General features: G+C 69.4%; 9 protein-coding genes and 1 pseudogene. 6 read left to right on the plus strand and 4 right to left on the minus strand.

All coding sequences use genetic code 11. From position 1 onward, the window contains the following. Window positions 1–3,075 (minus strand): FAD-binding and (Fe-S)-binding domain-containing protein (locus OQF71_RS11595; protein ID WP_280587853.1); only part of this gene is annotated, 3,075 nt, incomplete at its 3' end. 214 nt (window positions 3,076–3,289) lie between these two features. On the opposite strand from OQF71_RS11595, the gene OQF71_RS11600 reads away from it, so the two are divergent. Beyond that, window positions 3,290–3,658, plus strand: a complete 369-nt coding sequence (locus tag OQF71_RS11600) for a VOC family protein (protein WP_280587855.1) — start codon at window positions 3,290–3,292, stop codon at window positions 3,656–3,658. 163 nt (window positions 3,659–3,821) lie between these two features. On the opposite strand, the gene OQF71_RS11605 is transcribed toward OQF71_RS11600, so the two are convergent. The 3 genes and pseudogenes from OQF71_RS11605 to OQF71_RS11615 all read right to left on the minus strand — a co-directional run. After that, complete coding sequence (locus OQF71_RS11605) at window positions 3,822–4,733, minus strand: CoA ester lyase (protein ID WP_280587857.1); 912 nt, start codon at window positions 4,731–4,733, stop codon at window positions 3,822–3,824. A 213-nt stretch (window positions 4,734–4,946) separates the two neighbouring features. Next, entirely contained in the window at window positions 4,947–5,114 is a 168-nt protein-coding gene (locus OQF71_RS11610; protein ID WP_280587859.1) for a hypothetical protein, read from the minus strand. A 75-nt stretch (window positions 5,115–5,189) separates the two neighbouring features. Further along, a pseudogene (locus OQF71_RS11615) lies at window positions 5,190–5,464 on the minus strand (IMP dehydrogenase); the annotation flags it as partial. 188 nt (window positions 5,465–5,652) lie between these two features. Here OQF71_RS11615 and OQF71_RS11620 point away from each other — a divergent pair. The 5 genes from OQF71_RS11620 to OQF71_RS11640 form a co-directional block, all read left to right on the plus strand. Further along, window positions 5,653–6,489: an electron transfer flavoprotein subunit beta/FixA family protein gene (locus OQF71_RS11620; RefSeq protein WP_280587860.1), complete on the plus strand. Its 837-nt coding sequence runs from the start codon at window positions 5,653–5,655 to the stop codon at window positions 6,487–6,489. After that, the gene (locus tag OQF71_RS11625) at window positions 6,486–7,532 is read left to right on the plus strand and encodes an electron transfer flavoprotein subunit alpha/FixB family protein (protein WP_280587861.1); all 1,047 of its coding nucleotides are present in this window, start codon (window positions 6,486–6,488) and stop codon (window positions 7,530–7,532) included. Before OQF71_RS11620 ends, OQF71_RS11625 begins: the two co-directional genes overlap by 4 nt. Further along, window positions 7,529–8,905, plus strand: a complete 1,377-nt coding sequence (locus OQF71_RS11630) for an FAD-dependent oxidoreductase (protein WP_280587862.1) — start codon at window positions 7,529–7,531, stop codon at window positions 8,903–8,905. The genes OQF71_RS11625 and OQF71_RS11630 overlap by 4 nt, the downstream gene beginning before the upstream one ends. Continuing rightward, a complete protein-coding gene (locus tag OQF71_RS11635; RefSeq protein WP_280587864.1) occupies window positions 8,902–9,237 on the plus strand; it encodes a 4Fe-4S dicluster domain-containing protein in 336 nt (111 codons plus the stop codon). The genes OQF71_RS11630 and OQF71_RS11635 overlap by 4 nt, the downstream gene beginning before the upstream one ends. Window positions 9,238–9,551: 314 nt before the next feature. Then, the coding region (locus OQF71_RS11640; RefSeq protein WP_280587866.1) for a type II/IV secretion system ATPase subunit at window positions 9,552–11,385 on the plus strand (1,834 nt) is incomplete at its 3' end.

The raw sequence follows: 11,385 nt of genomic DNA on the forward strand, positions 1-11,385 counted from the left end.
CGGCGCCGCCGCGCCGGCGGCGCCCGCGTCGGCGACGGCGGCGGGCCCGGTCACCGCCTCGGCGACCTTCTCGACCGGGTGCGGCGGATTCTGCGCGCCGTCGCGGTCGCCCAGCTGGGACCGGCAGGAGGCGCCGGGGGCGGTCACCGTCTCGCCGTCGCTCTCGTCGACCTGATCGAAGAGGATCCGGCCGATCGCCTGCGAGACGTCGTAGTGCTCCGACTCGTAGCCGAACGAGCCCGCCATCCCGCAACAGGAGGAGTCGAGCGGGTCCACGTCGTAGCCGGCCCGGCGGAGCACGCCGACCGCGTGGTGGTCCTTGTTCGTCGCCTTCTGGTTGCAGTGCCCGTGGTACGTGAGCGACTCCGCGGGCGCGTCGAACGCCAACCGCCCGTCGACCCGGCCGGCGTCGAGGTACTCCAAGACGCCGTATGCGGCCGCTGAGACGGCCTCGACGTCCTCGCCGTCGAGGACGTCGAGGTACTCGTCCTGGAACATCACCGCGTCCGAGGGCTCGACGAAGACGACCGACTGCCCGTCGCGGACGCGGGACGCGAGCGCCGCGACGTTGGTCTCGGCGCGCTCGCGGGCGTCGTCGAGGAACCCGGTCGAGAACGCCGCCCGGCCCGAGGGCGCGAGGTCGTCCGGGACCTCCACGCGGACGCCGGCCGTCTCCAGCACCTCGACCGCCGCCTTCCCGGCCGCCGGGTAGCTGTAGTTGGTGTACGTGTCGGGGAACAGCGCGACCGTGTCGACCGCCTCCTCGGGGGCGACCGTCGAGCCGCCGCGCGACGCGAACCACTCCTCGAAGCTCTCGGAGCGGAACGTCGGCAGCTCGCGGTCCGGGGCGATCCCCGCGACAGCGTCCATCACCGCGCGGGCGCCGGGGATCTTCGTCGCCGCGTTCGAGATCGGCGCGAGCGCGCTCCCGAGCGCCGAGAAGCGGTCGATGTCCCGGAAGATCCGCTCGCGGAGCCCGGACCCCTCCTCCTCGTGGTGCTCGTGTTTCACCTCGGCCTTGAGCTTCGCGAGGTCGACGCCGGTCGGGCAGTCGCTCTTGCAGCCCTTACAGCCGACGCAGAGCCCGAGCACCTCCTCTTGGAACCGGTCGGAGTGGATCTCGTCGTCGTCGAGCTCCCCGCTGATCGCGGCTCGAAGCATGTTCGCCCGGCCGCGGGTCGACTGGATCTCCTCCTCGGAGGCGCGGTACGTCGGGCACATCACGCCGGAGTCGACCTCGCGGCAGGTGCCGCAGCCGTTACACAGCTCGACGAGGTGCGAGAAGCCGCCCTCGTCGGAGAAGTCCAGATCGGTCTGCGGCTCGATCGACTGGTACTCCGGCCCGTACCGGAGGTTCTCCCGCATGTCCGTGTCGGCGGCGGTGTCGGGATAGCCGCGCTCGGCGGCGGTGTCGCCGTCGACGTAGACGACCTTCCCGGGGTTCATCCGCCACTCGGGGTCGAACGTCGACTTGAGCTCCTGGAACGCGCTCCAGAGCGCCTCGCCGTACATCTTCGGGTTGAACTCGGTGCGCGCGAGCCCGTCGCCGTGCTCGCCCGAGAACGCGCCGTGGTGCTGTAAGACGAGGTCGGTGACGTCCTCCGAGATGGAGTGCATCTTCTCGACGCCCTCCTCCTCCTTCAGCGAGAGGATGGGCCGGATGTGGAGAGTGCCGGACCCGGCGTGGGCGAAGTACGCCGCCGAGGTGTCGTGGTCCGTGAGCACGTCCTCGAACTGCCCGACGTACTCCGCGAGCTCCTCGGGCGGCACCGTCGCGTCCTCGATGAACGGGTACGGCTTCGGGTCGCCCTGCATGCCCATCAGGAGCGGGATAGCCGCCTTTCGGAGCTTCCAGATATCGGCCTGGTCTTCGGGCGTATACGCCTCCAGCACGTCGAAGGCGTCGCCCTCGTCGACGAAGTACGCGTTCGTGTCGGCGATCGCGGCCTCGAAGTCGTCGACGAGCTCGGAGTCCCACTCCAGCATGAGCGCCGCCGTGGCGCGATCCGGGATCGGCTCGGCGTACTGCGCGAACTCCTGAGAGCCCGCGGCGAGCGAGAACACCTCGTCGTCCATCAGCTCGACCGCGCTCACCGGGAACTCCAGCGCCTCGGGCACCGCCTTCATCGCGTCGACGAGCGAATCGAAGGTGTACAGCGCGAGCGCCGTCTCCTCGGGACGGGTGACGAGCGACACCTCGGCCTCGACGATCGTGCCGAGCGTCCCCTCGGCGCCGACGAACAGCTTCGAGAGGTTGATCACCTCCTCGCCCGCCTCGTTCTCGTAGATCACCTTGTGGAGGTTGTACCCCGACACCGAACGCTTGAGGTTCGGGTACTTCTCGTCGATCGCGGCCTCGTTGTCCTCGACGAGCGCGCGGACGGTCTCGTACAGCACGGCCTCCCGGTCGTCTTTTTCGACGATCTCCTCGTACTCCGGCGAGTCGAGGACGACCTCACGGGTTTCGAGCAGCGAGCCGTCTGCGAGCACGACCGTCAGCTCCTCCGTGTACGCGTCGGTGATCCCGTACCGCACCGAGTGCGCGCCCGTGGAGTTGTTGCCGATGCCGCCCACGACGGTCGCGCGCGCCGACGAGGCCGGGTCGGGCGCGAACTTCAGCCCGTCCTCGGCCAGCCGGTCGTCGAGGTGGTCCTGGACGACGCCGGGCTGGACCACCGCGCGGCGGTCGTCCGGGCGGACCTCGCGGATCTCGTCCATGTACTTCGAGAAGTCGAGCACGACGCAGCCCGGCCCGACGGTCTGACCGCCGAGCGAGGAGCCGGCGCCCCGCGGGATGACGGGGACCTCGTGGTCGGCCGCGACCCGCATCGTCGCCTGCACGTCGTCGACCGAACGGGGCGTCACGACGCCGGCCGGTCGCGCCTGATAGATGCTGCCGTCGGTGGCGTACAGCACCTGCGCGTACTCGTCGAACTGGACCTCGCCGGCGACGCGCTCGCGAAGGTCCTCCGCGAGAGCCCGGTATGCGGGTACGTCCGGTCGGTCGTGACCGAGCGCGGCCGCCGACGTGTCCAAGTCAGGCGTGTCAGCTCCCCACGTGGGCTCAGTTGCCATGGTACAACTGCGAGTCGAAAGGCGAATAAATCCTTTGTTAAAAATGAATATGATCGCGGCCCGCCGACGCCGGCCGACACCCCCGTCGTTCCGCTTTTTTCATTTAAACACTTGTTCTGAATTTTCGGCCCCTGACGGTCGGGAGACGGAGCGGTCCCGGCGAAAGCGCGCCGGTCCCGATGGGATTTATTGCGTCGCCGCGACACCGCGACCTATGGAGATTCTCCACACCTGTCTCAACGTGGCGGACGCCGACCGCACCGCCGACTGGTACGTCGAGCAGCTCGGGTTCGAGCGCTCCTGGGAGTTCACGACCGCCGACGGCGACACGCGCAACGTGTACGTCTCCGACGACGCGGGCGTGGAGTTCCAGCTGTCCGACACCGACGGCGCGGAGCCGAGCGACGACGGCGACCGCTACGACCACGTCGCCGTCGGCGTCGACGACGTCGACGCGGCGTTCGAGTCGGTCGACCACCACGGCGTCGTGAAGGAGCCGGGCGACCAGCCGGAGGCCGGCGCGCGGACCGCGTTCGTGAAGGACCCCGACGGCCACGCGGTCGAACTGATCGAGCCGCTGTAGTCCGGGCCGTCCCGATACGAAGCGCGTCACCGCGGACCATTTTTATCCGATTCGACGACGGGACCGATCGAACGGTCGAACCGCGGGCGTCGCGGTCCGGAACGCGGGAGCTCCGAAGCGGACGGAGACCGTGAAAAATCGCTCTCGAAGTGCGGACGCGGCCTCAGAGGATACCGGCCGCCTCGGCCGTCTCGACGATGTCCTGGGCCATCTTGTTGGTCGCCTCGTCGACCATCTGACCGTCGACGCTCACGGCGCCTTTACCCTCCTCCATCGCCTCGGCGTAGGCGTCGACGATCCGCTTGGCGCGCTCGGCGGTCTCCGGGTCCGGCGCGAACACTTCGTTGCCGATCTCGATCTGCGAGGGGTGGATCGCCCACTTGCCGTCGCAGCCGATCATGTTGGCGTTCTCGGCAGACTCGCGGAAGCCGTCGGCGTCCTCGATGTCGGCGTACGGGCCGTCGAGACACGGCAGGCCGGCGGACTTCGCCGCGGCGTTACACTCGGAGAGCGCGTGATGCCAGTAGTGGCCCGGGTACTCCGGGAACTGGCCGATGTCGAGTCCCGGCGTCCCCATCGCGGCGGAGTAGTCGCCCGGCCCGAAGATGATCGACGAGAGCCGGTCGGAGGCGTGCGCGATGTCGTGGACGTTGTGCATCCCTTCGCCGTCCTCGATCTGCGGTTCGAGGCCGATGCCGCCGACCTCCAAGTCGTTGTTCACTTCGACCTGTTCGAGCAGGTTCTCCACGGTGTGCACGTCGCTGGCGGACTTGACCTTCGGAACGATGATGTCGTCGATATACTCGCCCGCCTCGCCGACGACCGTGATCAGGTCGTCGTACCACCATTTGGTGTCGATCCCGTTCATGCGGAAGCTGAGGACCTTGTCGCTCCAGTCCTCCTCGCGGGCGGCCTCGATGAGGGGCTCTCGCGCGTCCGGCTTCGCGTTCGGCGCCACGGAGTCCTCGAGATCGAGGAACACCTCGTCGGCGTCGCTGTCGGCCGCCGAGTGCATCATCTTCTCGTCGCTCGCGGGCGTTGCAAGCTGTGTCCGGCGAAGAGTCACGTCAGTCATATAGCGGCTCAATGACGCTCGTCCACGGAAATAAAGGTACCTTACCCGGGGGTATTTTCTCTGAGTCGGAACCGAGTCAAGATGTCGTGAGAGCCGCCCCACGGGGAGATCCCTGGCGCTCAAACCGAAGCGAGGGGCGGCGATGCCGTCGCTCGGTTCGGTATCGACCGCGGAAAATCGTCGGGGTTCGAGGCGAAGTCGGCCCCGGCCGCGTCAGTCGTCGGCCGGGAGACGCGGTTCGGCCGGCCGCTCCGGTTCGTCCGCCGGATCGTCGGCGGCCTCGACGTCGGGGGTATCGTCGACCCGTTCGCCCGCCTCCTCGGACCGGTGACGCTCTCGGATCTCCTCGATCGAGCGCGCCTCGACGTTGTGATGACACATGACAACTATTGGCAAGCACTGGGCACAAAAAAGCATTGCGCCGAATCGGCCGTCGACGGGGGTAAAACCGGCGTTTCAGGGTTTGACGAGCACCTTAATCGTCTCGCACTCGTCCATCATCGGTACCCCTCGGCGACCTCGTCGAGGCCGATCGTCTCGGTGAAAATGGGAGCGAGGTCGAGCGTGCCCTGCAGCACGTCGGCCATCAGCTCCTCGGCGTGCGCGCGAACGGGGGCGACCCCGCCGGCGAGGGTGACGGTGTCCCCGAACATGCCGAACACGTCGAGCCCCTCCGCTTCGACGCCGTACGGAACCCCGACGTACCCGATCGTCCCGCCGGGACGGACGACGGCGATCGTCAGGAACTCGAGTACTTATATCCCTGTATTATGTACGCGGATCGTTATCCCCCGAGCCCCGAATGCTTCTGTATGGGACAGATCAACCGAGAGCCGCCGCCGAACCGTCGAATTGTCGCCGCCGCCCCAGCCGTCGAACGCCGCGGTAGCGCCGCGGCCGCCGCGGAGGTGTGTCGGCCATGAGCGACACAGCGACCGACCGCGAATCGTCCGCCGCGGAGTCCGACGACGGCTGGACCGTCGTCGTCGGCGTCAAACAGGTCCCCGACAGCGACGAGGTCGGGATCGATCCCGACACGGGCCGTCTCGATCGGGCGAACGCCCCCGCCGTGCTCAACGCCCCCGACAGGGACGCGTTAGAGGCCGCGCTGTCGATCCGCGACGCGGTCGGCGGGACGGTCACCGCGGTCACGATGGGACCACCGACGGCGACGGACGTGTTAGAGGAGGCGGTCGCGATGGGCTGTGACGACGCCGCGCTCGTCACCGACCGCGCGTTCGCCGGCAGCGACACGTGGCCGACGAGCTACGCGCTCGCCGAGGCCGTCGACCACCTCGGCGCCGACGTGGCCGTCTGCGGCGAGGAGACGACGGACTCCTCGACCGGGCAGGTCCCGCCGGGCATCGCCGCCCACAACGGCTGGGCGCAGCTCACCTACGTCGAGGACGTCGACCCGCTTCCCGAGGAGGGTCGGCTCGCCGCGCGCCGCGACGTCGAGGGGGGCCACGAGCGGATCGCCGCCGACCTCCCCGTCGTCGTCGCGGTCGCGTACGGGGAGTTCGAGCCGAGGCCCGCCGGGCTCCACCGGAAGCTCTACGCGGAGACCGACTTCGAACCGCTGGAACTCACGGCCGACGACCTCGGAATCGACGCCGACGACGTGGGCATGGACGCCTCTCCGACGCAGGTCGGCGGGATGGAGACGGTCGATCCGGTCGATCGCGAGAAGGAGACGGTCGAGACGCCCGCGGAGCTTCTCGACGCCCTCTCGGACGAGGGGGTGATCGCCCGATGACGGACGCCGAGACCGGCGACGCGGAATCGGCGCCGAGCGAGGTCGACCGCGCCAGCGACGTCTGGGTGTTCGTCGAGGAGCACGCGGGCGACGTGATGCCCGTCTCGTGGGAGCTGCTCACGGAGGGACGACGGCTCGCGGACGACCTCGGCGACGACCTCGTCGCGCTCGTTATCGGCGAGGGCGTCGGCGACGCGGCCGACGAGGCGATCGCGCGCGGTGCCGACCGCGTCCTCGTCGCCGACGACCCCGTGTTCGAGCCGTACCGCGCGGACCCGTACGGCACGCAGTTCCGTGAACTCGTCGAGGAACGGGTCCCCTCGATCGCCCTGATCGGCGGCACGCACACCGGTCGCGACTTCGCCGGGCGCGTCGCCGTGCCGACGCACGCCGGGCTCACCGCCGACGTGACCGAACTCGACGTCGACGAGGACGGACAGCTGTTGGCGCGTCGACCCGCCTTCGGCGGCGACGTGCTGGCGACCATCGTCTGTCCGGAACACCGGCCGCAGATGGCGACCGTCCGGGCCGGCGTGTTCGAGGCGGCGGAGCCAGATCTCGACCGCGAGGGCGACGTGGAGCGCGTCGACACTGTCGTCGACGAAGCCGAGACGCTCACCGATGTGCTGGAGCGCAACGTGAGCGACACTGCCGACATCATCGATGCGGACCGCCTCGTCGCGGTCGGCGGTGGAACCGGGGGTGACCTCGGTCCCGCCGCAGAGCTGGCCGAAGCGCTCGACGCGGAGCTCGCCGCAAGCCGCAAGGCGGTCGACGAGGGGTGGATCGAGGGCGCACGGCAGGTCGGGCAGACCGGCAAAACCGTCCGTCCCGAGCTGTACGTCGCGCTCGGCATCTCCGGCGCCGTTCAGCACGTCGAGGGGATGAACGACAGCGAGGTCGTCGTCGCGATCAACGACGACCCCAACGCACCGATCTTCGAGCACGCCGACTACGGGATCGTCGGCGACCTCTTCGAGGTGGCGCCGCGGCTGGCGGCGTCGCTGGAGGGCGAGGCCGATCCCGAGGAGGTACTCCAATGACCGACGACGCGGACGCCGACGCGAAGGGTCGGCGCGAACCGATGAGAGACCCGAGCTACGACGGCGCCTTCGACGCCATCGTGGTGGGCGCCGGGCTCGCCGGGAGCGCGGCGGCCGTCACGATGGCCGACGAGGGGCTCGACGTGCTCGTGATAGAACGGGGTCGGTATCCCGGCGCGAAGAACGTGTTCGGCGGCGTGCTGTACACGCCGACGCTCCGCGAACTCGTCGACGTCACCTCGGCGCCGGTCGAGCGATACGTCGCCGAGAAGCGGTTCAGCATGCTGTCCGACGACGACGAGACGGCGGTGTCGCTACGACCCGGCGAGTGGCACGACCCGCCGCACAACGACTCGTACACGGTCCTCCGCGGCGAGTTCGATCGCTGGTTCGCCGAGCAGGCGGTCGACGCCGGCGCGGTCCTGCTCACGGAGACGACGGTGACCGGGCTCGTCCGCGAGGACGACGGGCGGATCGCCGGCGTCGAGACCGACCGGCCGGACGGAACGATCACGGCCGACTACGTCGTCCTCGCGGAGGGCGGCAACTCGCTGGTGAGCGAAGGGGCCGACCTCAGGAAGCCGGAACGCGCCGAGAACGTCGCCGTCGGGGTCAAGGAGGTGTTGGAGTTCCCCGAACGCGACGAGGTCATCCGGGACCGGTTCCGGCTGTCGAACGACGCCGGCGCCTCGTACCACTACTTCGGCGAGGGGGCCGTCGGCGACGCGGTCGGCGGCGGGTTCATCTACACGAACGAGGACACGGTGAGCGTCGGACTCGCGTACCGTATCTCGGACGCCGCCGGGAGCCAGCCGAAGCCCGAGCAGACGCTGAACGCCTTCAAATCGCACCCGTCGGTCGCGCCGCTCCTCAGGGGCGCCCGGACGGTGGAATACGGCGCGAAGACGATCCCGGAGGGCGGCAGCGAGTCGATCCCCAAGCTCGTTCACGACGGCGCCGTCGTCGTGGGGGACGCCGCGGGGCTCGTGCTCAACAACGGCGTCCACCTCGAGGGGACGAACATGGCCGTCGAGAGCGGTCACCTCGGCGGCGAGGCGATCGCGGAGGCGGCCGAGCGCGGTCGCACCGACGAAGCCGCGTTCAAGTCGTATCCGGAGCGGCTGGAGGCGTCGTTCGTCGTTCAGAACCTCGAGCGATACGGCTGGCTGATGGAGCGCGTCGAGGCCGACCGCGATCTGATCTTCGAGGAGCTTCCGCACGCGCTCGCCGACGCCGGCGCGGAGTACTTCCGGATGGACCGGGAGCCGAAAGAGAAACACGCCGAAGAGGCGAGAGAGCGGCTCTTCGAGACCGTCGGCGGTCTCCGAGGCGCCGCCAAGCTCGCCTACCGCTACAGAGAGGTTCTCCGATGAGCGCCACACCTAACGTTCCGAACGTCGACGCCGGAGCATCGTCCGCCGAGAACGAAACGCTGGAAGATCGGCTGTACACGGTTCGGTACGACGATCCCGGGGAGTCACACCTCGACGTGAAGGTCCCCGGAATCTGCGCGGAGGGCTGTACCACTTACGACTGCATCGACGTCTGCCCCGCCAACGTCTGGCGGGAGGGCGACGACGGCGTGCCGAACATCGCCTACGAGAACTGTCTGGAGTGCGGGAGCTGCCGGTGGGCGTGTCCGAAGGGGAACGTCGACTGGACGTATCCGACGCGCGGCGCGGGGGTGTCATATAAGAAGGGATAGAGAGTATTTAAAAAGCGACGGGAGACTGCAAAGCGGCGCCGAAAGACGCGAACGCCGCCTTCGGGCGGAACGACGTACCGTCATCTGATCGAGCGGTGTGCCGTCCGCTGATCGAACGGCGTGCCGTCATCTGATCGAACGGCGTGCCGTCCGCTGATCGAAGGTCCGTTCGCGTACGTTTTCAGCACTTGAAATAAATCGATCGCGAGAGAAAATAACGCTTAAGCGGGTCCTCGATCACCCGCGAATCGAACGATGACGCCGAGACGGGACCACGACGTCTCGACGAACAGATCGACGCCGGGGGGCGACCCGTGAGCGACGGGCCGACGCTCCGCATCGTCGACGATCCGGACGACGACCCCGGCGGCGCGGTGCCCGCCCCGGTCCCGCCGGACGATCCCGAGGCGTGGTACGCCCCCGACGTGCGGGCGCAGTACGAGGCCGCGCCGGGCGTCGTCGCCACGGTCCGCGAGCGCGACGGCGGCCGGTTCGGGTACGACGTCCGCGAGCCGCCGCTGTCGCCCGCCGACGCGGATGCACTGGAGCGCGTCCGCGACCACTTCTCCGCGGTCCGGCACCGCCGACCGCTCACCCGCGTCGGCGTCGTCGAGCGAGCGGAGGCGGGGTTCGAGCCGAAGTACGACCGCGCGCTCGACCGCCTGCTCGACGCGAGCGCCGCCGCGCGCCGCCGGATCGACTACCACGCGCTGCGGGACCTCCGGCTGCTCGGCGACGTGACGCCGCTCGCCTTGGACGACCGGATCGAGGTGGCCGACGTGGGCGACGAGCGCGAGCTGGTCGTCCACACGGAGACGTTCGCGCCGCTGGAGACGGGGATCGACGCCGACGCCGACTACGTCGAGCGGGCCGCCGCCGAGCGGCTCGCGCAGTACCCGGTCGGCTTCGCCGGCCTCTCCGTCGACGTGGTCGTCTACCGCGAGCGGCTGCTCGGCTCCGACGCGTTCGAGACGAAGTACGCCGTCCTCGAACCCGACCTCCTCCCGGGAGACGAGGCGCTGATCGAGGAGTGCAAAGAGCGGATCTGGGAGACGACCGTGAACGGCGCGGTCGACGACCGCGAGGCGTTCGTCGCCGAACACGCCCGCCGGTTCCTCTCGCGGCGGCTCACCGCCCGCAACACCCGGGCGTGGCTCGACGCGGCCGCCCACCGCGCTCGGTCCGCGCTGGCCGACCGCGGGCTCGCCGTGCCGCCGGTCGACTCCCGGTACGCGCACGACCGCCTCGACGACCTAGCGTACTACGTCCTCCGCGACTTCGTCGGCGAGGGGATCTTGACGGTGCCGATCCGAGACCCGAACCTGGAGGACGTCGAGGCCAACCGCGTCGGCGAGCGCGTGAAGGTCGTCCCGCGCGCGTCCGTTCTGCGGGGAGCGAAGGCTGAACCCGACCGCGACGCCCCGACCCCGGACGCCGGCGCCCGGGTCCCGACCAATCTCGCGTTCGAGGACGAGACGACGTTCGTCAACGTCGTCACGGGGCTTGCGGCCCGCGACGGGACCGAGCTCAACGCCTCCACGCCGTCGGCGAAGGTGAACCTCGAGATCGACGGGGTCGACGAGACGATCCGGTGTGCGGTGGCACTGCCCGTCATCTCCGCGGACGGCCCGCACGTCTCGATCCGAAAGCAGAGCGCGGACGCGATGACGCCGGTGGATCTCGTCGACCGCGGGACGCTCTCGACGGAGCTCGTCACGCTGCTGTGGCTCCTCTACGAGCACCGCGGCGTCGTCCTCTTCGCCGGGCCGACCGGCGTGGGGAAAACGACCCTGCTGAACGCCCACACCCCCTTCATCCCGTTCGACGACCGGCCGGTGTCGATCGACGAGGGGTCCCGCGAGGTCCGGCTCCCGCACGAGACCGGGGTGTCGCTCACGACCCGCGAGCACGAGGAGGCGTACAAGGCCGTGAGCATGTCGGAGCTGATGACGGAGGCGAACTACCTCAACCCGGACGTCGAGGTGATCGCCGAGATCAACACGCCCGCGAGCTTCGAGACGTTCGCGGAGACCCTCAACACGGGCCACGGTGTCATCGGCACCACGCACGCCGAGGACGTCGAGGCGCTCGTGAACCGCGTGGTCGAGCGGGGGCTCCCGCCGTACCTGCTCCGCGAGATCGACCTCG

This window comes from Halorubrum sp. Boch-26 (assembly GCF_029889805.1).
Taxonomy (GTDB): Archaea; Halobacteriota; Halobacteria; order Halobacteriales; family Haloferacaceae; genus Halorubrum.

Bases quoted from the DNA above. Each gene is read 5' to 3' on its own strand.
- OQF71_RS11630 (WP_280587862.1), top strand. From the start codon at position 7,529: ATGACCGACGACGCGGACGCCGACGCGAAGGGTCGGCGCGAACCGATG.
- OQF71_RS11610 (WP_280587859.1), bottom strand. From the start codon at position 5,114: ATGTGTCATCACAACGTCGAGGCGCGCTCGATCGAGGAGATCCGAGAG.
- OQF71_RS11620 (WP_280587860.1), top strand. From the start codon at position 5,653: ATGAGCGACACAGCGACCGACCGCGAATCGTCCGCCGCGGAGTCCGAC.
- OQF71_RS11605 (WP_280587857.1), bottom strand. From the start codon at position 4,733: ATGACTGACGTGACTCTTCGCCGGACACAGCTTGCAACGCCCGCGAGC.
- OQF71_RS11600 (WP_280587855.1), top strand. From the start codon at position 3,290: ATGGAGATTCTCCACACCTGTCTCAACGTGGCGGACGCCGACCGCACC.
- OQF71_RS11635 (WP_280587864.1), top strand. From the start codon at position 8,902: ATGAGCGCCACACCTAACGTTCCGAACGTCGACGCCGGAGCATCGTCC.
- OQF71_RS11625 (WP_280587861.1), top strand. From the start codon at position 6,486: ATGACGGACGCCGAGACCGGCGACGCGGAATCGGCGCCGAGCGAGGTC.